This window comes from Bradyrhizobium sp. i1.15.2 (genome assembly GCF_040548425.1).
In the GTDB taxonomy this organism is placed as follows: Bacteria; Pseudomonadota; Alphaproteobacteria; order Rhizobiales; family Xanthobacteraceae; genus Bradyrhizobium; species Bradyrhizobium canariense.
Genome location: NZ_JBEPRQ010000004.1, coordinates 367044 through 389778, shown reverse-complemented (window position 1 = coordinate 389778; position 22735 = coordinate 367044). Strand labels below are relative to the sequence as shown.

The window sequence follows — 22735 nt, the reverse complement described above, 5'->3', positions numbered from 1 at the left end:
AAAGCGATGGCGTCTCGACGCAAACTCGGATCACTTGTTCGGTCGATCGCTCATGCGTAGGCTCGTGTAGTCGCCCTTTTGCTTTGGCGCTTTTGCTGCGCGAGGCCCGCTTGCGGCCTTCTGTCTCTGCTTGGCATGGTTGAGACGAGTCTCATCTGCAATGGCCGTCGACAGACAGAGCTCATAATAGACGCTCCGTCCCGGGCGGCCACGCTTGGCCTTCAGCTTGCCACGGACGGCTTGCATGTCCTTTGACGCTTCGGGCGAACAGTCCGTGAAGCGTCGCCTCGTGCGGGTGTAGCTTGGTCGTTCGCCTGTCAAGCTTAACCTCAATCGGCTGCTCCAAAAATCTCGTAAGCTTCGACGGCCGCGGGAAGTGGGCGCTCTTCGGCCGGCCGCGCCGCTGAGGCTGTGGCCGGACTCCAAAGTGCGTTGCTTTAGGCGGCTTGCCGTAGCCGACCTCGTACGGACGTTCCTCGTGCTGCTTCGCAAGTTTGCGGCGGTCGGTGCCACCGCTCTCATCAGCTTCCATCATCTCAACTCCACTTCGGCATCAGCGCCTCGGAGTGAGAGGTCTTGCAGCAGAAAGCCACGAAGACGCCACACGCCCAGGCGCGACAATCGCGCATCTAAAGGCTTGATGACACTTTTTATTTTGACTTGGTTAGTTGGGATCAGCGCCGAATTTGCTTCATTTGCCCTGCTAATTCCCGTTCGGGCGTTCGCCTAAGATGATCGATGGTCGCCCGGCGCGCGCACCACTCCGTTTGAAGCGCTCCGAATAGATCGGACAGTCTGCGGCCGGTGTGTTAAAGGCGGGGATGAAAAAATTCATTTTGGCGACGCTGCTCATTACGACGCCGGCATTGGCGCAGACCGAACCGCCAGCTCCGAAGGCCCCATTGACCGATCGCGAACGGGTTCAGGCCGATCGTGCGCAGGCCGCCACGCAGGAGAAGGACGCCCCAACAGCGCGCCCTTGGGACAGAGGGACGGACGGCAAGCGGCCCTGGGAGCGGGGCGCGTCGCCGAAGTAGCGGCCCTCGCGGCAATCGGCGGTCCTTCCTGACGGAGCGAAGTCTTATTTGCCTGGCCCGCTGGCGGTGTTCGGCTTGTGCCCGACCCTGCAGCGCGAGCTGCATGACCAGCTCAAGGCCATCATTCAAAGCCAACACTCAAGGCCAGGGTCAAATACAAGGCTCAAGGCCAAGACGCGCATTCGTGCGCGAGCGCATTCTCAATGGGATCCAAACGAAAACCGCCGCCGCTGGTTGCCCAGTCGTGCGGCGGTTCATTATCGGAGCGCAGCTCGGCTCTTGCCAAGCGCGCACATATCTAGCGGACGTACCAATATCCCCACCAACGCTGGGACACGGGCCGCGCTTCCGCCTTCATGGCCGCGACGTCCTCGACGGAGCGTAGCTGCGGGCCATAGATCGCGGGCGGATAGACGTCATCCCACAACACGACCCCGGTTCGGATATAGGCGGCGTGATGATGTGGCGGAACGAGTGTGAGCTCCGCGGCAGGGGCGGCAGTCGTGGTCAAAGCGAGGCCAAGGGCAGAAAGAGCAATGAATGTACCGGGAGCGCGAAAGTTCATTGGATTGAATCCCTCTCAAAATGCGGCGTGAAAATAATGCGACGGCTTCGGAATGGTTGCAAGTGTCTTCCTGAGCGTCGGCTCATTCCCGAGGGGGATAGTTCGCAACCGAACCGGCTTGAGCAACGCCGCCTTGGAGGCCGTCCGCGCCACTTGCGAAAGCTTGCGCCTCGACGGGCAGAAAGAATGCCGGAGCACCGCTGCTTCCCGACAGAGCAGGCCTGAACAATCTTTCGGCGTCCTCAATCATCGCGAACCATGATGTCGACACACTGCGTGCTCTTGATGGGCATCGCACCATCCAGGACGGTTTCCATGGCTTCTGGATTGTTGGCGTCGTCCCCGGACCTCAACCTTCCGGCATTCCGACAAGCGTTTCGGTCTCATGGGTTCGCGTGACGGGATCTCGTTCGGATAAGACGTCAAAAGAAGGTACAAGGGCATGACCAAGGCGAGGAAGGATGCTCCGAGGCGCTACATCGTAGATGGAGCCGGACAGCGTGTCCTGGTCGGGCTGACGAGTTCGGAAACCGTCGAGTTCGAGAGGCTGGATAGTCCGGAAGGGTCTCTGGGAGGCCCTTCTTTGCTCCAGGAGCACCTTCGCCTTGGTCAGAACAACAGCGATGAGCGCTGGTTGGAACTTTACCTCAAGCACGAGCGGGCCTGGAGCGTTTGGATGGCGGAAAGCCGAGCACGCTCGCATTCGCTGTGCATGCTCAATTAGGTGTCGGTTGGAGGCATATTCGCCCCTCCTCGTAGAGCTCGCCCCGGCCGATCGACAGCAGGCGAATGCGGATCGTTCACACCGCGAGCATTCGGCTTCCCTGGATGCTCATCAGCGTGAGATTGCCCGTCGCATAGGCGCCTGTGTCGATGTTGGCGCGATTGTTTCGCACGTCGGCGCTCCGCACCGGCGTGTGACCGTGCACGATATATTTCCCGAAATGCTTCTCGCTCTCCAGGAACTCCGCGCGAAGCCACAAAAGATCGTTTTCCTGCTGTTCGGACAACCCCACGCCCGGTCGGACGCCCGCATGCACGAAGAAGAAATCCCCGCACGTAAAGCTCAGCCGCAGATTGTCCAGAAATTCCAGATGTTCAGTCGGCATTGCGCGAATCAAATCGCGCAAGATCGATGTTGGCTCATCGCGCTTCAGATCTGCCGGAGCGAGTCCATAGGACATCAATGTCTGGGTTCCGCCGACGGCAATCCAATCCTCGAACAGTGAAGGGTCTTCGAGCACCTCCACCAGAAATGCCTCGTGATTACCCTTGAGGAAGACCGCATTTCCTCGGCGACTCCGCTCGACTAGGATGTCGAGGGTGGCGCGCGTGTCCGGACCACGATCGATGTAATCGCCCATGAAGACCTCGATCGCATAGTGCGGGCGGCTGCGAGCCATGTCGGCGTCGATGACCCGCAACATGGGCTGCAGCAGATGCGCACAGCCGTGGATATCCGAGATCGCATAGATGCGAACCCCCTCGGGCAAGTGCGGCTTTTGGATTGGCCGACGTCGTCGGGCGAGAGATATCATGGCGCACAATCGATCAGGTGGTCGACAAAATCTCCCCAAGTCGCCGCACCTGAGAACTCTCCATCTGACGCGAACAGTGTGCGGTGGATAGAGTGACGTCCTCATTCTCCGGTGATCACGCCAAAAGAAGGGCGGAATTCTTTTGTGTGGTCCGCCGGACAACAGGGCCGTGGAAACTGCATTACTGAAGTGCACCGCGCGGCAAAGATGCATGCCTAATGCAAATCCGGGGTACATCCGTAGATAGATATCCGCCGGAGTTCGCGCAAATGACTCCAGTAGCAGTCTCGCAACACGATGGAAACGTCGCAAAGATGAGCGGACACCGCTCGCGCGACCATTGAAGCATCGTGTTGGAATGTGGAACTTGGTTCAGAACAGGGCAACGCGTCACCGATATGTCAGCACTGTGACGAGAGCTTTGAGCGCCACAAATTCGATGCGCATTTTCGACGCGACGCATATCCGGGCATCGTAAATTTGCGTGCGGCGCCACACAATCGCTGCGATCACTTAACACCCTCTGCTTGGGAAGCGGCAAATCTTCAGCATCACAATGACCGCCAGGCACCCTCCACACTTCGAGGATCGAATGGTTGTTGCAGCTTATAGCTCTGAAAGCGCTTATGCGGTGTCCTCCGCACGGGGCACGGCTCTTCAGAGGCCTTTTCAGCTTTTCGTTATCGCGGCCGACCTTTTGCAGATTTTGCTCTGCTACGCGCTAGCGTCGGAGCTTTATAACCTCGCCACGCCGTCATCCAGAGACGGAGCGCCCATCGGCGCCGGATTGATCGTCAGCACAGTGTTTGTTGTGATCGCCTATTCGCAGGGTGTGTATGCAACGCACCGTCTGCTAAATCTGGTCTGGCAATTGCGCAAAGCGGTGATCATCTGGCTGGTGTCACTGACAATCCTTGCGGTCGCGGCGTTTCTATTGAAATCGTCGGACAATCTGTCCCGCGGCACGTTCCTCATCTTTACCGGCGTTGGCGGTGTTGGGCTGCTCAGCCTGCGCTTTGCGTGGCAGTGGGCGCTTCAGACGAGCTTTGCCAAGGGCCGATTGGTCGACCGCAAGGTTGCCCTACTCAGTCTGAAGCCGCTTGATTTCACCTCGAGCCGTTTCAAGGACCTGCGCAAGAATGGGTTCGACGTGGTGCGCCATTTCGTGCTTCCCGCTAATAACGATGGGAACGGTTGGGAGAGGCAAATCCGCGATGTCATCCACCAAGCCCGTGCAGCAGATGTGCAGGAGTACCTGCTGGCGGTTGACTGGAACGAGCTACCGTTGTTGCAGCAACTCGAACTGCACTTGCGCGCCGTGCCACAGCCGATCCGGCTATTGCCGGATAATTCGATCGCCGATCTGGTATCGCGCCCGTTTTTGCCGGTCAGCGGCACGGTGGCAATTGAGATTCAACGGCCACCACTCAGCGTGTTTGAACGTCTCCAGAAGCGCTGCCTCGACATCGGTCTGGCCTTGTTTTCGCTCGTGGCCTTGGCGCCGGTGCTGATCACGGTTTCCATTCTAATCAAGCTGGATTCGCCCGGGAGCGTGATCTTTCGACAGTCGCGCCGCGGCTTCAACGGCAAGCCGTTCGACATTTGGAAATTTCGCAGCATGAACGTGTGCGAGGATGGTCACTCGATTACTCAGGCGACCAAGCGGGACGCCCGCGTCACGAGGATGGGGCGCTTCCTTCGCATGACCAGCATTGACGAGTTGCCCCAGCTCTGGAACGTGCTGCGAGGCGACATGTCGTTGGTCGGACCACGCCCACATGCGCTTGCCCACGACAACTATTATGACGAGATCATCAGCAATTATGTATACCGCCATCACATGAAGCCAGGCCTGACAGGCTGGGCCCAGGTTAACGGCTTTCGGGGCGAAACGCCGACCATCGACCTGATGGAAAAGCGGGTAGAATATGACGTTTGGTATGTAAGGAATTGGAGCATTTGGCTCGACCTGAAAATCATGGCGCGCACGGCGGCTACCGTCATTTCCCAAGAGGCCTACTAGGTCAGCGCAGCGGCTTTGGCGGCTGGGGCCGTGGACTCATTAGCGCTGAGCTAGCTGTGGATTGAGGCAAGCAGGCTCAGCGGAGAAGTTGCGTGTGAGCTTGTCGAAGCGGTCTGGTCGTCGGAACTGTTTACGCTTGCAGAAGAAGCGTTCGGTTTAGGTTGCCCTGACGGCACATCGCAGACCCGCAGATTGGATGTTGGGCTGAGCAACATTGCTCCCGATCGGATCGACCACGGCATTGCTGTCCTCGCCGGCGACGACCCTCGTGTGCGTAGGCGGGCCGGCGAGAGGTTGAGGTACTGCGCTTGGATCCGAGGCCTGTGAGCGCGAGAGCGGCAATCTCATGGACCAGCCATCTTGATCCACAACAGCGTGGATTTTTACACCAGTCCTCCACGAGAGCGGCCAATTGCGTGATCTATCAGCCGCCACTCCGCCTCGGTCAGACTCTCGCGCGCCATCGCAATGCTCCTTTTGGAGCTCGCGCCAATCACCGACCTTCAGGTTTTATGCCTCCCGCGCATCTTGTTCCACAGCCCCACGATGGCCTTTCTCAGTGCGAGCAGCCGGGGCATCAGGACGAAGAAAACTCCCGTTGCAAGTGATCCGAGAGCGTGGCGAAGGGAGAATTGTTCGTTGTGATCGAGCTGGTCTTGATGCTTTTCGATCGGGACCGGCGCCAAGATTGTTCCTGATCTGTTGAGGCGCGATCGCGACCCGCGGGGAGGAACCACGATGAGCACGAATAAAACGTTGAGCAGCAGCCAGATGCTTACTATGGCAAGTACCGTCATCCAATCCCACCGAAATGCAAGCTCAAATATGGGGCTAAATTAACCTTAGAAACCTCGGAACGGAAAGGCGCATAGCGCGCCTGGAGCGTAGATCGGCTCGTTCCGGCCAATGACGTCCCAAGATACTCTATCTCAATCACCTCACGGCTGCCTTCATCAATCCGTGCAAAATCGGCTACGACAGTGAGGGGCGTTTGTGGACTCCGTACGAACTACGGTCGGCGCTGGAGCCATGGATCGCGCGAGCGCTATGCCACAACGAAGCTCGCGTAGAACCGCTCGACATTCGAGGCGCAGCAGATGAGTCGGAAAGATGATCGAGCGGCAGCTCTCGGAGTGTCTTGCGCAACGGCGCTCGGCTCCCGCACTGCCATGAACCCCGTCTGGATGGGCATGACAATATGTCGGGCTACGGTGGAAATCGTACGTATAGCGCAGGAGAACTGATTATGAAAGGCAAACGCGCAGCGACGCGCCACGCACAACGGTTTGCCTGAACGATGGACGACCTGAAGCTGTGACGAAGCGGTAAACTCGGGCATCACCCCAGATCGGATCTGGTGAGGTTGAGAAGACCTGGTCAACTAGGTTCGGGCGACTGCAGCGAAGCGCGCCCACTAAACGCCACGAGGTCAACCGCGCAGTGTCGCTAGGAAGGACGAATCGATCGATCCAACGGCATCTTCCAGGAAAGTCTTGCCCAGTTTTGATGCCCGCCGATAAGCGGACACGAGTGCTGATCTCGACCCGGGTCGGCGAATTAGGATGAGCCGAACGTCACTGCGTACGAGGTCCTTGACGTCCGGAAGGGCGAGTGCGTCGAAGCGGGTCGCCATGTCGATCCGCGCCGGCATCAATCGCGCGTCGTTTGGTGCGACGAAATATGCCATCTTCAGGGCCTCGACCACGACCGGATCGTGCGGGTCGCGCTGGACCTGAAGCAGCGCCAGCGCCAGCCATAGTTCAGGATTGTAAGGAGACATCGACAGCGTTCGCCGGACCCGGCTGAGAGCGTCGGTATGCGCTATGGATCGCAGGATCGTGGCCCTTTGCCGACCGGACTCAATTGTCTGCAGCGCGGCGATCAAGGCATGATTGCTCTCCAGCTCCGATCCAAACGGCGGGCGCGTTTCCAGCAATGAGGGCGCGTCTCCAGTCCACCGCGCCCCAATCTCGGCCGCATCTGTAGGAAATGTCGTCCGACCCAGCGCCGTCACCTCCGTTACGGCCGACACAATCGCATAGGATCCGACCGTCAAGGTCAACGCCATCAAAAGAATGCGAAATGTGCTCGATGAATTCATTTTCGATGCATTGTTCATACAAAGCCAATGTTACGGCGCGCGCGTCATTCCGCCGAGCGGTCGGCGCCACTGGTCCGTCCTACCGATTGTGCAAGTCCAACTCCGACCATCACCGCCACGATCGCCTGAATCGTGGGGTTTGAGAGGCTTGAATCAAGAAAGCTCTCGCAGAGCGCGACGACGACGACGGCCGCCGCGGCGGCGGCGAAAAAGGAATCGCGTCCTCGCCGAACGGCGCCGCGAAAGCTAACGAGGAAGAACTGGGCGGCGAAGGCTGCCAGGATGGCGCTCGCCAATCTTCCTGCCTCGACAGCCATCAAGACTGCGGTGGAAGGAGGATCTGCCAGAGCAGCGCCGAACTCCCGATAGGCTATCGAAGTCAGCCTAAAGGTTCCGAGACCATTCCCCCACGTCGGTGCATCAGAGAGCAGGTGCTTTGCCGGCGTAATTGCTTCCGGGGGAAGGCTGACGAATCCAAGGAGGCCCAAGCCGCCGGATAGAGAGTGCGGCACAACCATCGCGCTGGCGATTGCTGCAAGGCCCGAGAACAACAGCGCCGAAGGCCAAAACCGAAATCCCAAGCGTCGCACAGCGGCTATGAAAACAAGGACCATCAATCCGCAGCCAGTAACCGCCACCAATGTGTGTTGTTCGAGGGCCATAAGTGCGGCGAGCGCTACGGTAATTCCCAACAAGCCCCAGAAAACGCCGACCCACAGTTGGGGCGAGGCCAGATTGCGGATGTCCTGCTGGTGCAGGTGGCGTTCGACGGCCCGGGCGACGAGTGCGCCATTTATCAACATTGCAAGAGCGGCTGCTGCCGGAAACAGATTCGTCGCCGCGCCTGTCTGGGGAATGAATCCAGCGAATGAATCGAGCTGGCTGAGTAGGAACTCGACTGATATGAGGGTCGTCACTGCGCTCAATACGTACAGGATCGTTTCGGCCGTGCGGCGATCCCTGGTGATGACGACAGTCGACACCAGGAGCGACACATTGACCAGATAGAGGAACAGGCTTTGCAACGTTGCGCCCGGATCAACGCTGATGCGGCCCGGCAACGATGGTTGATTCAACGCGATCGAAGTCGCCGACCAGATCGGGTTCGCAAGCGATGACATTGGAAAGATTTGCAACGTCATCCAGACGACCGGAAGCAAGAATATGAGGAGAAATTGCTTCAGCAATTGCGCGGCAGACGCGATTTGCGTCTCCGGACCTCTTGTTATCACGGCCACCATCACCGCAGTAGCAAGTGAAATCACATGCTGTGCGGAGGAGCCGTCTGTGATGGCCAATATCGGAGTCGCGGCCAGCAATGCGATCAAAAGCCGGGACGCCACGAACAATCGGAGAACCGTGAGACGAGGAAGCGGGAATAGAGTGCAGCATTACACGAGTGGGACATTGATATGCGCCGCATGGCCAAGAAGGCGACGCCACCCTCGTCTCGGTGATTGCCACTATGACCCATCATCATTACGCGCCCTCCCAACTGGCCCCAGCATGCGGTTGATTTGCGGCATTCGCGCGGCATGACAGTTCCGGGCCAAATTATCGAACGTAGCAGTACTGCGACAAGTAACGGAGAGCCGTCGCCAGTCCAGCCATCGGCACCGCTCCGTGGATCGCACTCGGCGCGGTCCCAATTTCAACCGCAAGCTCGTTTGCGTTTTGCCAGTCGCTGGCAGCAAGCTTCGAGGCGTCGGCGGGTAGTAGGAGCGCCACGCCGCTCTGGATCACAGATGCCTGGAACTCTGCGCGCTTCTCTCCTGCTATGAGGGCTACGTTCGGTTGCGCCGAGCGGGACAGTGGCTCGAGTACAATGAGTACAATTTCGATACCACCTTTTCCACATTGCAGGCTCAGGCCAGCAAGGCCCGTATCCGACTTGGCACTATCGACGACATGCATCACTGAAATGGCATCGGCGCCACCGTCCGGATTTTTGCTCTTCACCAGTCGCCATCCGCTCTCAAGCTGTGTCGATTGGCTGCCGGACTGGATCTGCTTGAACGCCTCTTCGTCGCAACGTCGACGCTGCTCGGCGGTGATCCCAGACCCGCAGTTCACAATGCCCGGACTCACCGGCTCGGCTCGGCCGGGAGTTGTCGTCATCAAGAGACCAACACAGAGCAGACTTGAGCGCACCATCAGAAGTCCCGAATGCGCTAGCGCCAAATCATTCATGTTGTACCCAACGGCCCTGTCAAATATCGGGCAAGCGCTGCCCGCAGCTCCGGATCAAGCATCGGATGTTAATCGACGTAACCGTACCTCTTGTAGTATCGATTGCGATAGTAGGTCGCGCCGTACGTATCGTAGCGGCTCATCACTGACACGTTCACCTTGTTGAGAACCGCACCGAGCATACGCTCGCGTACAACCGGCGTTTCGCTTAGCACGCGCTCGACGATATCCACTTTGGACTTCGCCCATTCGATGACAAGGATATAGGAATCAGCCAGCCCCCTGGTCGCCCGGACGTCGACGACGGGCGCCAACGGGCTAAGATCAAGAACGATACGATCAAAGTGCTGCCGTAGTTCCTGGAACAGGTCTTCCATCTGTTTCGAGGCCAGCAGGTCGCTCGAATTCGAGAAGCGCGATGTGATGGCACAAGGCAGAAATTGTAGATTCGTCTGCGGGTCTATCCAGACGACATCCCTCCAGTCGGCTTGGCCCAGGACGACATGGATCAAGCCGCCCTGCGCAGCCGGAGTAAGCCTCGCCGTGAGGCTTGGGTTGCGAATGTCGCCGTCCATCAGCAGTGTACGGCAGCCGCTTTGCGCCAAGGTTTGGGCCAGCGCTTCGCTGATGGTTGACTTTCCCTCGTTCGGAAGAGCGGAGGTAATCCCCAGGACCTTGCTGGAGCCTGCACCGAAATTCGCAAAATCGCTGGCTAGCTTAATCGACCGAAATCCCTCTGCGAAGCGTGAAAACGGGGCATTGATCACGTGCCGCCCGACGCTCTCTTCGGTCGAAAGCAGACGGTCGCGGTGGGACTGCTGGTGGCTGAACCCGGGCGCGGATCCGTGGAGTGGCAACGTCGTGCCGGATCTTCCGTAGTTCGTGGGTGCCTGCTGCAGATTGGGCTTGTCGCGTTTGCCGAATCGCCAGGCCGCTTTGCCGGATTGAGCGGAATTCGCTTTGACGGCGCCCCGCTCTATCACCGGAATCGAAGCGAGACAGCGGGTATCCACGAATTGCTCGACCTGCGAAACGGTACGGAAGACGCGATCCATCATGTCAAGCAGGATTGCAACGAGAGCTGCGAGAATCGACCCAGCCACGATCGCCGCAAGTAGGATGAGTGTCGTTCTTGGCGACGTCTTGTTGGGCAGAGTCGACGCGGCCTGGCTGATCACCCTCGCTTCGGTAATGGGAAACGACTGCTGCTGAACCGAGACCATGTAGAGTTGCAGGAAGTTGTCAGACAATGCGCGAGCGCTCTGAGCGTTGCTTTCCAGATCTCTGAGGACGATTTGGGCCTGACCTGTATTATTCGAGATCGCTATCGTATCGTTCAAGCTCTTCTGGCTGGACTCTTCGCGCGCCTTGGCAATTTCAAGGTCACTCTTGTAGACCTCGGCGGTGCGCCGCAATTCGTCAATGATCGAGCGTCGGAGTTCCCGCATCTGGTTGCGCAAATTGACGACCGCCAGATGTGTTGGTCCATATCGGTTCGACCAATCGGCCTGCTTGGCCGCGTACTCGAGATAGGTCTGGCGCAATTTGGTGATGACCGGGTTGGCCATCGTCTCGCTCACAGTCGCGAGGTCATTCAGAATGACCTTAGAATCGTCGCTGTCCGCATTCAATATCGCGGTGATGCGTTCGAGCTTAGCTTGTGCCTCCGCACGCTGGCTACGCGCAGCCGTCAGCGAAGTATTGATTTCAGCGAGTTGCTGCTCGGTGAGCAGTCGCCCGCCGGCGTCGATGATGTTGTTCTTGGCCTTGAAATCCGCAACAGTGCGTTCGGCAGAAGATGCCTGCGACCGCAATTCCTTCAATCGGTCCTGCAGCCAGACCGCCGCCCGTCTCGATGACTGATATTTCGATTCCAACGAGTCCAAGATATAGCCGTCGGCAACTGCGTTGGCGATCCGCGCTGCCAGCTCCTGCGATAATGCCTGAAAGGAGATCTCGATAACATAAGTCACGCCGACGCGCTTGATGCTGAGGCCGCTCGCAAAGCGAGAGAGTGCTGCGCGCAGTATTTGCTCTTCCGTGGGCGGGGTCGATTCGGAGAATATTCCGGTAATCGCGCCACTGATGCTGCTGAGCAATCCGCCACCATCGCTCATGAAGTCTGCCGACCCCACAAGTTTTAAGTCCTTGATGACTTTGGTGGCGATCGCTTCGGACTTGAGAAGTTCGACCTGACTGTCGACCATCGCCGAGTCGATCGGGTTATCTCCGCCGCTCGCGGGCGCTTGTGTCTGCAGGCCCTGCATCTTACGGCTGTCGATCATCAGGATCGCCGTTCCGGTATATCGCTTCGGTGCCGTGAACACGTAGATGCCGGCAAGACCGATGCACAGGAGCAGCGTGAAAATCATCACAGGATACTGCCGGCTCACCAGCGCAAGCACGGAGGAGATGGTCTGCTCCAGCGATGGAGCCTCCGGCGCGGTGGTTTCGATCTCTCGAGATGTGATCTTCTGAAGCATCCCGCCCGCCTACCTAAATCTCTGTGAATGCGGCAACAGGCTGCCTTGCCGCCGCGCTGATTCTTGAATGGTAAAGTGCCGCTTAGAAGTCATGCCTTGGCAGAACTCGACACGCCGGATGTGGTGATCGAGATCGCGGCGCTCGAGGGTCGACCAATGCCATCGAGGCTCCGGCGAAACACCTACTTGGATCGTCCGACACGCTGTTTGGTCAGACAGGTTTCGGCAACGCTGCCGGGCCAACGTCGGTGCCGATCGCCGCAAAATCGTCACAATGCCTCTCCGCCAACTCTGCCAAAAAAAGGGACCTTCAAAACTAACGATTTACGCCGCCTGAGAAGATCAGGGGTTGCCCATGATCTGGGCAGACAGCTCGACCCGCCTGGCGCCGCGGTGGATTACGCGCGACCAGCATCGAATTCTGCAATGCAATATCGGCCTCAGTGTGACGGACAAGCATGAGGATCGAGCAACTCCCAGAGGCAAGGGATCCGGTCCGGAGTTACGTCCGAGCACGAGATGCCGGAGTGCGAACGAGCCGGGGGGCTTCGGAGCATCCGCTGTAGTGGCGAGGGTCGGCTTTGGAGTTCCACCGGTGAATCTCTGATCGGCCGGGCACTTAAAAATTAAGCCAACGAGACCTCAATCAAAATCCTTGGTCGAGGATTCCCGATGCCAATCGACAAGCGAGCTTGCCAGGTCGTAGTCGAATTTGAACCCGCTTGCGATCAGATGCTTCGGCAGAATGTTCGTAGAAAACCACAACTTCTTGATCCGGTCACGATTGATGCCGGTCTTGATGCCGACGGCCTGCAGCACCTCGAATGGAAGCACGGCGAGATCCATCAGCCATACCGGAATCGTTATCGTCGGCTTGGGGTATTCGGCAGCTTGAGAGAAGGCGGAGCAAATCTGGCTGATGGTGTAACGGTGCTCATAGCAGAAATTGTAGATCGACAGACTGTCGTTGCGAGACGCCATGAAGAGCATCGACGAGACGAGGTCCTTCACGTAGCCGCACGACTTGATAGTGTCGGTTCGGCCGGGATAGATGAAGGCCCGCCTTTCGAGAAGCCTCGACAATCGCGTGAAATTGCCTCGCTCGTAGCGGCCATAGATGACGGCGGGACGTACGATGGTCAGCCGCCTGTCCGGGTGTTCGGACTGCCATAGACGATGGATCGCTTCGGCCGAGAGTTTGGAGCGTCCATAGGCACTGACAGGGACTGGCGTCGCATCTTCGGTAAGTGGGGTTTCCGTCGGACCGTAGACCGATATCGAACTGGTAAAAATGATGTTCCGGCTGCCAGTGTCTTTCGCAAATCGGCAGACGTGCACCGCCCCCAGCACGTTTGTATAATAATAGTCTCCGTCCGGATGACCGGGGGTGACATGGATCGCAGCCAGGTTGAAGATGTCGGCAGGCACCCCGCCACCCAGCTTCGGGTCGATTGGCTCACGGACATCATGATGGACATATTCGACGCCTTCGACGTGCGCCCTAGGCTTCCCGATATCCACCGAAACGATCCGGTTGTAGCGCCCGGAAGCGAGCATCCGCGTCATCAGATGTGTACCGATGAAGCCTGCGCCTCCAAATACAATAGCCTGGGTGAGATTGGACATGTGCGCGAGGGTCAATGTGAGTGAAGGTGCCGAGTTAACTGCGATGAACTTCGGTCAAGGCTCCCCGGTAATCGAGCGCGCGCATCAGAGAGCTGCACGGCCCGCCGGTGCAAAAATTGTGCCCGCCAAAACCGAGATCGCTTGACGTGTGGTGCCCCCGCCGGCGAGCGTTGTTGCTTCTGCAGATCAAGCATGCGTGGCTCATGCGGCGAGAACAACATCGTTAGCGGGTGTGACATGCTCAGCGTCATCGGTTCCATTTAGGTGATCCTGAATGCGGTGGCACTGGTTCGATCGGCAACGCGAGTAGATGGGAGGATGTGTTCGCCACGGGTATGATCGTAGATGTCTTGTGAAGGTATCATTTCGCGTTCAACCAGGTTGCTCGTTTGGTTCAGCAGCTCAATAGAGCTCGCGATACTCAAATTGAAAATTCGTTGATCCGGCCGCGATCCCCAACAGCCTTTGCAGCTTCTGGTATCCTGCGAGTGGCACGTCCATGCAATCGGAACTTCCCGCGTAGCAAACCCGAACCCGGATCGATTGACCGCAAATGTTTTGAACCAGCACAATCTGCTCGATGATCTTGGGGTTGTTGGCTTGGGGGTGCGTCAACGGATTGACTGATATGCAAAGCTTTCCGTCTACTGTCGTGTGATTTGGAGCGAACGTACCTTCCATCGGCCGAACCGAACTCGAAGGCCGAGTGGAAATGCCGGAGCCGCCATACATCGGAGGAGACGTGCGACCGAAGCCTGAAATTTGAGCATCGGCTGTCGTTGCGACGAGCGATGAAGCGATCACCACAGAGATCGCCAAATAACCGTCTAAGTGCCTAGATAGGTTATCATGCATCTTCACTGCTCTGCACATCCATGATGGTTGGAAGCCGCGGTTATCGGCGGCAGGATAGAATTGCAGTTGCGGCAACAGAATGACGGGTAAAATAGTTCCGTGGAATTGCGGGCGAGGAACTTGCCTCTTCCTTGCGCTTGAAAACACGTGCTAAAGGCTGCACCTTCCTGGATTGGTGTCTGACGTCCGTTGAGTGTGATGTTCTCTCGGCCGTCATGCGACGTACTTACAACGCGAGTATTCTAGGCGGCGAATGTTGAAGAGACCAGGACACGCTGTGTTGTCGGAAGTCGAGCTGGCGATCCTGCCGCGCCTCTCGGTCGTCATTCCGAACCACAATTACGCAGCTTACGTGGGATCCGCGATCCGCAGCGCGCTGGATATACGATGGCCAAACGTCGAGGTGATCGTCGTCGATGACGGGTCGACGGACCATTCACTCCACGAGATCAACGAATTTGCAGACGAAGTCACAATCATCAGCCAGGCGAACGCCGGGCAAATGATGTCCTGCGTGAATGGCTTTCGCAGGTCGTCCGGCGATATCGTCATATTTCTCGATTCGGACGATGCCTTGCACCGTGATGTGATGACGGAGATCGTATCCGTTTGGTCCAAAGCCGCGAGCAAATATCAGTTTCAGATGCGCGTGATCGATGCCGAGGGGCAGCCGACCGGAAACCTCCTGCCGCAGTACTTCTCCTGTCCAACCTCGGAGGACGTCCGCAAGTGGATGGCAACCACCGGCGCTTATCCGACCCCGCCCGGGTCTGGAAATGCCTACCCGAAATGGTTTGTCGAGCGTATTTTCGATTTTGAGTCCGACTTCGTTGATCGGGCTCCCGACAGTTATCTGTTGGCGGCCGCTCCCGCCTGTGGCGAGATCGTGACGATCACCAAACCATTAGCATATTATCGGGTGCACGGCCTCAATCACGGGGCGTTCCTTCAACTAGACGATACCCGCTTTGCCAGAGAGATCGACCTCACGCAGAGGCGGTACGGATTCTTTTCCGAGATCGCACGCACGGAGAAGCTGCCGGTTGCGCCCGATGCGCTTAAGAGTAATTTGATATTTCTTTGCTTGCGGATAGCGTCGTTCAAGCTGCGGCCGGACCTTCATCCAATCGCGGCGGATAGTTCATTGAGCATCGCTGTCGATGCCCTTGGAGCGGCTGCGTCGCCACAAGGCTTCTCAAGGTCGCAGCGTATATCGCTGCTGGCGTGGATCTTCTGCATCCTCATCAGTCCGCGGTACTTTCGTCGTGCCCTGGTGAGTTTGCGGTACGTGCCCGCCCAGCGGCCGAAATGGTTGCGTGCGTTGCTCGGTCGATTCCGCATCATTCGATGATGGGGCTGGCTGGGACACTTCGGTCAGAGAGCCTGAGGACGGATCGACCTCAGGGCAGCGCCTGGCGATTGCGACCATACGCACAGCATTGCCATCAAGATCAGGAATGGAGCCATGGCGAGGTTGCCGCCGCCGAGCTGATAGCAGGCCAGCATTGTCAATGCGAGCATCGAGTTGTCTTTTCTGAATATCGAGAGGACGAGATAGAATAGGAAAATCAGTAGCCCGACAATTCCGTAGTCCGCAACGAGCTTGAGAACGGGATTTCCGCTGCCGCCGAAGTAGGCGGGCGACCGTTCCAATCCGCCGGGCCCGGAGCCGATAAGCACTCTGTCGGTCTGAAAGAGATAGTCCCAGGTCTGCAGTTGTGCGACGTAGCGGGCATAGCCGCTCGACTTGGTTGAACTGAATTCATCAAGCCTACTAACGATGGGATCAAAAGGCTCCGGTGCAATGAGGTACGTTGTACCGATCATCAAGGCAACGGCCGCCCCGATGGCGATAACCCGTAGTGATTTGAGCGGAGCAATCAGGGGATAGACACTCAGGGACACGACGAGCACCAGGAGGCCTGATCCGGACCGGGTGAGCACGTACGAGATGGCGTATAACGGAAGATAGGCAAGTCGCCGCAAAATGAACACATCGACGACAACTCCTATAGCGAGCAATTGGGACAGCGCTCCCGGCTCCATCGGGAAAAACCCGTTCGCGCGCCGATTCAGCGAGCCATAAAATTCCACCGCATTTTGATTGTAGGCGGACTCGACGAGGACGGGATCGAGCGCCGGGATTGTATCCTTGAACGAGAAGATCCGTATTCCGCCGAATTGAAGAACGATCTGGACGATTGCCAGAACGGCGCACAGGCGAACATAGAACAGGAAGACGGGAAGGACCGCCTCGTTGGAGAATCTCGTCGAGGGTCCGAACAGGAAGATCGAATTCGTGACAAGAACCATCGCAAGCGATGCCGAGCTGATCTCCACGCCGCGATCGGGAGATTCGGCTGCGGCGACCGCGCTGAAGAGAAACCAGACGACGACGAGTCCGAATGCGAGAGTCTGCGGCCCGCGAATGCTCACCAGACCAACCCACCATCCCCACGCGACGAGCGCGAAGAATCCGAACAGCGAAAAGAAGATCTGTCCGGTTCCAATGAGGAGTCCGAAGCGCTGCATGCAAATGCACAGAATGAAGGCGATGTGCGCGAAAATGACGCTATTGGTCTCGTCGCTTGACGCTGCTGCAGCGCGCTTGTTAGACGAGGTTCTGGCTGGGAATGTGTCGAGGCTCACCATGTTGGGACTCGTCGATTACTGTTTCGTGGCGCCTCGGTTGGTGGGTGCGTCTGGGCACAGGGTAACGATCGCGATCCACCTTGGTCTCTCTCGTGAGGCTGTTCACCCTCTATACTAGAGCCTGTAGCGACTTCCCACATGGAACACAACGCGAGCGCAAGAATTAACCCTTACGTTCATGGTGCCAGAGGTTTGTTTTGCCTCATGGTATTCGTCTATCACGTCGTTCATTCCGGATTACCCACGTTCGATCTGTTTGCCAGAGGGCTGTTGGGTGAAGCGCTGCAGTCCGGAAAATTCGGTGTCGAGTTCTTCTTCGGCATCAGTGGAATCGTGATTCTGCCAAGCCTTTATCGAGCATCCTCGGTCGTGACCTTTATTCTTGATCGCTATGCGAGGATTCTTCCTGTGCTCTGGATGACCGTGATCGCGATCGCGATTTCTGGCTGGCTTTCAGGAAAGGGTCCAAGTCTGCTGTTGGTTGGTGCAAATCTGTTGGCGCCGCCGCCATTTATTGACATCATCCAGATCAATCCCGCGGCGTGGTCGCTCGGATACGAATTCCTGTTCTATGGAGTATGTGCCGTCGTTTTCCTAGTCAGCGGCGTCAGTCGGCCGCTGGCGCTGACGTTAGCCGTCAGTTCGCTGGTCTTGCTCGTGTACTATCCCCGCGCGCTCCTGATGATTGGTGGCGTGCTCATTGCGGAGAAGTACCTATCGTCGACGTCGTTGCAATCGCTGGCGAAGTACCCGGCGATCTTCTTCGTGCTGTTCCTGACTGTCTGGAGAGGCCTCGAGCTTGCCAGTGCAACAGACTACGTTGGCTTTGTCACGCCGGCATATTTGCCATTCCATGACTGGATCTCTGCTTTTCCATTTGTTGTTCTTGGTGGCGTCTTCGGGACTATTTTCCTGCTTGGCATGTCCCGAGGGAACGGCCTGTTCGGAAGAATGCTGCGTTGGCAAATGATGCAGTGGCTTGGAACGATCAGCTTCAGTTTCTATCTCTGGCCGCCGATCGTCATGGCCGGGGTCAAGCTGATCATGTATCGAACGGGCATGGTCGATGCATTGGGGAGCGGATCGCAACTGTTTTTTCTCCTGGCCTCGCTTCCGCCGTCGCTTGTCGTTGCAACGATCAGCCATCGCCTGCTTGAAGTGAAGATGACGGGACAGATTCGAAGCCGGCTTGACCGCGCCGCGAACCGGCAGTCCGGCCGATCAATCAAGCACTCGACGGCACTCAAGGAGGGAACCTGATCGGGGAACAGTCAAATGTTCTTGATTGTTCGACAAGTCACCGCCCCAAAACGATCGCAAGTTGCACGTCTACTTGCGAAAAAGCCGCAGGGCCGTGCGCTTGCGTGTGCCGGCTCGCGACGTGGCAGCGTCACCATTGCCAAAGTCTTTGCGCATTGAGCCGGCACAGCGTTTCTCAGCCGGCTAACAGCCGTACCGAAAGGATCTCGTTGATGTTCGCAGCCGTGCGCAGGCAAGTCCTTTGTGTCGCCTCGATAGTCGTTGCATTCGGATCCGCAACGCCGGCCTGGTGCGCTGGCTGGGAGCTGGTGTTTTCGGATGAGTTCAACGGCGACAAGCTTGATCGAACCAAATGGGCGACCCGATACATCTACAACAACGAAACGATGGATCATTTCAACGATGAAAAGCAGCGCTACCGCGACAACCACGTGGTGTCCGAAGGTACGCTGAATCTGACTGCAAAAAAGAATGAGGGGGCGGACACGTTCGATTCCGGGATGATCCGGAGCCATCAGACATTCTACTACGGCTACTATGAAGCGCGGGTCTTTCTTCCGAATGCGCGGGGATCGTGGCCGGCATTCTGGCTCGAAGCCGACTACGATATCGATGGAAAGTTCTGGCATCCGCCGGAGATCGACATTTTCGAGTACGTCATCAATGGTGTGGAAGACAAGCCGAACATGCTGCACTCGAATGCCATGACTAAAGATAAGTGGACGCCGCAGTCCTACACGTATGTGGACAGCTCCTTCGTGCTCAGGTTTCAGGACATGGTCAGCAAGGAGGATCTGAACAAGGACTGGCATATTGCCGGCTTCGTTTGGGCTCCTGACCGCATTTCGTTCTTCTGGGATGGCCGTCTCGTCTACACGCGCATGTACCAGTGGCTCAGGAAGGATGGCCAACTGGGACCACCGGCGCACATCGATCTCAATTTTGCTGTCGGCGGAGCAGCCTGGGCCGGCCGGCACGGGATCGATGATGCGGCTTTCCCGCAGGCGTTCAAGATCGACTACGTTCGCGTCTGCCAGTTCACGCCCTCCGAACGGGGAAGCCGAAAATGCGGTCCGAGCGACGTGACACCGGATCCGAATGATTTTGGATATAGGGCAGCGCTCAACGACATGCCCAAGCCGACATTCCTCAACGTTACGAACGTAGTAGCGGATAAGAAGCCGAACGCGGGGGTATTGTCGCTGGGCACGACCGATCCGCTCAAGATCGAAATTCCGATCAAGATTCCGGACGACTATCCGACAAATCGAACGCTTCACGCGTACGTCTTCGACGAAATAACCGGCGCTATGGTCGCATCGGCAAAGAAGCCGCTGCAACAGGACTCTCGCAAGGAAGGGGAAAATGGCGTCAGCGTGATCGAGTTTGCGCTGCCGGCCGTGCGGCGTGAAGGGAACTATCTGCTGGGCAGCAAACTGACGGCCGAAGTCGCGGGCGAGGTCGGCCCCAAAGAAGTCCCAGTTGCTTGCGACACCACGGTGATCCAACCAAAAAAAGCCAGATCTTGCCGTCTACTGTCGCTGCATGTGCACCGCTGATCGGAGGGGTGCACATGCAGCGTGAGCACAGCTCCGTGTGATCTGAATCAAGCCGAGTACCGCTGATTGCGCTCGGCACGCTATCCGAAGGTCGGTCTGAATTTTGCTTGGCTGTGGCAGGTGAGCCGTCATGCGGGCTTGCCTGTCACGGTCAGTGTCTCTTGCATTGGTAGTTGTCCATGAACTCAAAAGTTCGCGCCGTCAGGCAAATCCTCCGTGGTACATTGCGCGGCAGCCCGAGCCGGCTTTGTGATCATCGCACGTGGCGAAGTGAACATCCGCATACGTGGGTCACTGCCGTCGAGGAACAGGTCCTGACCCGGAAGGCACCGGTTCGATTCGGCAGCCGCGACGCAGGTTTCGGTGAAAGCGTTGACAACAGAATGCCCGAGCTGGGCGTTCTCCGCCTGGACAAGGCCCGCATCCTCGGTCCCGACGGCTGGCTCGTGACGGAGGATGGATCGCTGCTCTACGAGAGCACTTGGTACGGATCGTCGTTCTCGCGCCATCCGCGATCAGTTGCCTATGGGACGCCGCTGCCGCTAAGCGGCACCTGTCTCTCGCTAGCGAGTGATTTCGCCGGAGGGAACTATGGGCACTTCCTGCTCGATTGCCTGGGACGCTTGGCGCTATTCCAGAAAAGTGGCCTGTCGCTCGAGGATGTCGACTATGTCTATTTGCCCAAGCCTGCGTCCGAAACGGCAGCCAAACTCGTTCGCCGGCTTGGAATTCCAGTGCACAAGTGCGTGTGGGCAGGCCAGGAGGACATCCAGGCCGATCTCGTGATCGGCACTTCGTTTCCAGGCTTGCGACGGAATTATGCACCATGGCTTACGGAGTTCTTCCGCTTGCCGGTCGCCAAGTCGCCGCTTCGTCACGACAGGCGCGTATACGTTCCGCGCAAAGGACAAAGGAAGGTTGCCAACGAACAAGAGCTGATGCCTGCACTGAGAAAGTTCGGCTTCCAGATCTACGATTTTGATGACGTTGAGGATGAAGCGGCGTTTTTCTCGGAATGCGCGATTGTCGTTGGCCCACACGGTGCAGGGCTGACCAATCTCGTATTCTGCTCGCCTGGAACGAAAGTCCTGGAGCTGATCCCCTCAGACCACGTGCATCCCTATTACTACACGATCGCTACGTCGGCCGGCGCGCACTATTCTTACATCGTGGGAGACAGCAAGGGAACACGCCCGCGGGGAGCGTTTGGGCCAAGTCCATTCGATTTCGAGGTTGCGCCTGACATCTTCGAGCGCGCACTGGAAACCATCTGTCAATGAACGAGCATTGAAAATGGTCGCTATTGGTGCGCGTACGGCGCTCCCTTTGTCGAAAAATTCAATCGCCATCGGAGCCGCCTGGATCGGCGTGAGCCGGCTGGTGGTTGCCAGTCTCGGCTTGCTGAACACGCTCATATTGGCGAGAATGCTCACGCCGGAAGATTTCGGCCTGGTTGCCGTCGCGACGGCCATCATTGCTGTTCTGACGTCGATGACGGAACTGTCCCTGGCATCGGCGCTCATTCACCACAAGGATCCTAGTGAGGATCAATTCCACTCCGCGTGGACGTTGAGCCTGGCTCGCGGCTGCTTGCTGGCACTCTTGCTCTCGCTGCTCGCTTATCCGGTGGCATTGTCGTACGGCGATGGCCGCTTGATTCCGATCCTGTTGGTGCTGAGCTGCTCGATTGTGATATCTGGGCTTCGAAATCCGATGCTTGCGATGATGCAGCGTCAACTCGTCTTCTGGCAGGAATTTGTGACGAGCAGCAGCCGGGCGCTCGCAACCATCCTCGTCTCATCCGGGATCGCCATTTGCTTCAGGAGCTACTGGGCGCTTATCGCAGGAGCCGTCATCGCCAACTTCATCGATGTCGTCGCCTCTTATCTCATCCATCCGTTCCGGCCGAAATTCCGGATAAGGGGGAGCCGCTCCCTATTCTCGTTCTCTGTTTGGCTATCACTCGGACAGGCCGTCAGCACGCTCAACTGGCGTTTCGACCAAATCATCATCGGATATTTTCTCGGGAAATCCGCCCTGGGTGCGTATGTGCTGGGCAGCGACTTGGCCGCCACGCCGACAAGAGAAGCAACAAATCCACTCGCCGGGACACTGTTTCCCGCGTTTGTGAGGCTGAGGGACGACAAGGCCGCCCTTCAACGCGCTTATCTGTCGGCGCAATCAATGCTGTGTGCGATTGCCTTTCCGGCTGGGTTCGGCTTCGCGTTGATCGCCGATCAATTCGTTCCGCTCGCACTGGGTGAAGCCTGGGCAGGCGCGACAATCGTGATCCAGCTCCTCGGTGGTGCAATTGCGTTGCATACGCTCAGTGCGACCGTTCAACCCCTTGGTCTGGCCCTTGGGCAGACGCGCAGGTTATTTCATCGCGACGTTGCGATCCTGATCGTGAGGCTGCCTGTCATCGTGGCGGGCTTGTGGGTCGGGGGGGTACTTGGCCTGCTGGTCGCTCGCGTGGCGGTTACGCTCGGCGGTGTCGTCTACAACATGGTCCTGGTCCGCGAATTGATTGACACTTCTGTCTCCCGACAATTTCTCGTGAATCTGAGGACCGCTTTGTCCACCTGCACGATGATCATTGTCGGTCTTCTGACCAATTGGAGTTTCATCACATCGTTTGGCCATGAGTCTCACGTCTATGCTCGGTTGATCGCCATTGTTCTCGTGAGCGCTCTCGCTTATGTCGGGTCCCTCTTTGGAGTCTGGCGAGCGACAGGCGCGCCGGCCGGGCCAGAGCGTGAGATCCTGCGAATCCTCGGCGCAATTGCCAACAGGTTTCGGGAAACTGGGAAAATCGTCGATGATAACCGAGGAGTCGGGTGAGTAAT

At 57.7% G+C, this 22735-nt stretch carries 17 protein-coding genes; 7 read left to right on the top strand and 10 right to left on the bottom strand.

Features of this window, described 5'->3' with window-relative positions:
• Positions 1-821: 821 nt before the first annotated feature.
• Positions 822-1037, top strand: a complete 216-nt coding sequence (locus ABIB80_RS11595) for a hypothetical protein (protein WP_007595348.1) — start codon at positions 822-824, stop codon at positions 1035-1037.
• Between the two features lie 298 nt (positions 1038-1335).
• Here the strand turns inward: ABIB80_RS11595 and ABIB80_RS11590 are convergent, their stop codons facing one another.
• Together ABIB80_RS11590 and ABIB80_RS11585 are read right to left on the bottom strand one after the other, a co-directional pair.
• Positions 1336-1602: a hypothetical protein gene (locus tag ABIB80_RS11590; protein ID WP_007595347.1), complete on the bottom strand. Its 267-nt coding sequence runs from the start codon at positions 1600-1602 to the stop codon at positions 1336-1338.
• Positions 1603-2402: 800 nt separating this feature from the next.
• On the bottom strand, positions 2403-3140 hold the full coding sequence (locus ABIB80_RS11585; RefSeq protein WP_354127440.1) for a metallophosphoesterase: 738 nt from the start codon (positions 3138-3140) through the stop codon (positions 2403-2405).
• Positions 3141-3732: 592 nt separating this feature from the next.
• Here ABIB80_RS11585 and ABIB80_RS11580 point away from each other — a divergent pair.
• Positions 3733-5163: an undecaprenyl-phosphate glucose phosphotransferase gene (locus tag ABIB80_RS11580; RefSeq protein WP_219684428.1), complete on the top strand. Its 1431-nt coding sequence runs from the start codon at positions 3733-3735 to the stop codon at positions 5161-5163.
• Between the two features lie 503 nt (positions 5164-5666).
• On the opposite strand, the gene ABIB80_RS11575 is transcribed toward ABIB80_RS11580, so the two are convergent.
• From ABIB80_RS11575 to ABIB80_RS11545, 7 genes are all read right to left on the bottom strand, one after another.
• Positions 5667-5960 (bottom strand): hypothetical protein, encoded by a 294-nt coding sequence (locus ABIB80_RS11575; RefSeq protein ID WP_219684429.1) that lies wholly within the window; start codon positions 5958-5960, stop codon positions 5667-5669.
• Between the two features lie 632 nt (positions 5961-6592).
• On the bottom strand, positions 6593-7282 hold the full coding sequence (locus tag ABIB80_RS11570; protein ID WP_157158589.1) for a hypothetical protein: 690 nt from the start codon (positions 7280-7282) through the stop codon (positions 6593-6595).
• A gap of 26 nt (positions 7283-7308) precedes the next feature.
• Positions 7309-8592, bottom strand: coding sequence for a hypothetical protein (locus tag ABIB80_RS11565; protein ID WP_219684430.1), 1284 nt, complete (start codon positions 8590-8592; stop codon positions 7309-7311).
• Positions 8593-8818: 226 nt separating this feature from the next.
• Positions 8819-9454 carry a hypothetical protein gene (locus ABIB80_RS11560; RefSeq protein WP_354127439.1) on the bottom strand — a complete coding sequence of 212 codons (636 nt, stop codon included), beginning with the start codon at positions 9452-9454 and terminating at the stop codon, positions 8819-8821.
• Positions 9455-9522: 68 nt separating this feature from the next.
• Positions 9523-11937, bottom strand: coding sequence for a polysaccharide biosynthesis tyrosine autokinase (locus ABIB80_RS11555; RefSeq protein WP_007595333.1), 2415 nt, complete (start codon positions 11935-11937; stop codon positions 9523-9525).
• Between the two features lie 642 nt (positions 11938-12579).
• Positions 12580-13563, bottom strand: coding sequence for an NAD-dependent epimerase/dehydratase family protein (locus ABIB80_RS11550; RefSeq protein WP_007595332.1), 984 nt, complete (start codon positions 13561-13563; stop codon positions 12580-12582).
• Between the two features lie 402 nt (positions 13564-13965).
• Entirely contained in the window at positions 13966-14424 is a 459-nt protein-coding gene (locus ABIB80_RS11545) for a hypothetical protein (protein ID WP_157158587.1), read from the bottom strand.
• A gap of 274 nt (positions 14425-14698) precedes the next feature.
• On the opposite strand from ABIB80_RS11545, the gene ABIB80_RS11540 reads away from it, so the two are divergent.
• Entirely contained in the window at positions 14699-15769 is a 1071-nt protein-coding gene (locus tag ABIB80_RS11540) for a glycosyltransferase family 2 protein (protein WP_354127438.1), read from the top strand.
• Between the two features lie 23 nt (positions 15770-15792).
• Here the strand turns inward: ABIB80_RS11540 and ABIB80_RS11535 are convergent, their stop codons facing one another.
• Positions 15793-17070 carry an O-antigen ligase family protein gene (locus ABIB80_RS11535; RefSeq protein ID WP_007595325.1) on the bottom strand — a complete coding sequence of 426 codons (1278 nt, stop codon included), beginning with the start codon at positions 17068-17070 and terminating at the stop codon, positions 15793-15795.
• A gap of 138 nt (positions 17071-17208) precedes the next feature.
• Here ABIB80_RS11535 and ABIB80_RS11530 point away from each other — a divergent pair, with 138 nt between their 5' ends.
• From ABIB80_RS11530 to ABIB80_RS11515, 4 genes are all read left to right on the top strand, one after another.
• Positions 17209-18330, top strand: coding sequence for an acyltransferase family protein (locus ABIB80_RS11530; protein WP_083869846.1), 1122 nt, complete (start codon positions 17209-17211; stop codon positions 18328-18330).
• A gap of 212 nt (positions 18331-18542) precedes the next feature.
• The gene (locus ABIB80_RS11525; RefSeq protein WP_007595322.1) at positions 18543-19889 is read left to right on the top strand and encodes a glycoside hydrolase family 16 protein; all 1347 of its coding nucleotides are present in this window, start codon (positions 18543-18545) and stop codon (positions 19887-19889) included.
• Between the two features lie 179 nt (positions 19890-20068).
• The gene (locus ABIB80_RS11520; protein WP_007595320.1) at positions 20069-21169 is read left to right on the top strand and encodes a glycosyltransferase family 61 protein; all 1101 of its coding nucleotides are present in this window, start codon (positions 20069-20071) and stop codon (positions 21167-21169) included.
• 13 nt (positions 21170-21182) lie between these two features.
• Positions 21183-22730 (top strand): lipopolysaccharide biosynthesis protein, encoded by a 1548-nt coding sequence (locus tag ABIB80_RS11515; protein ID WP_007595318.1) that lies wholly within the window; start codon positions 21183-21185, stop codon positions 22728-22730.
• Positions 22731-22735: the final 5 nt, after the last annotated feature.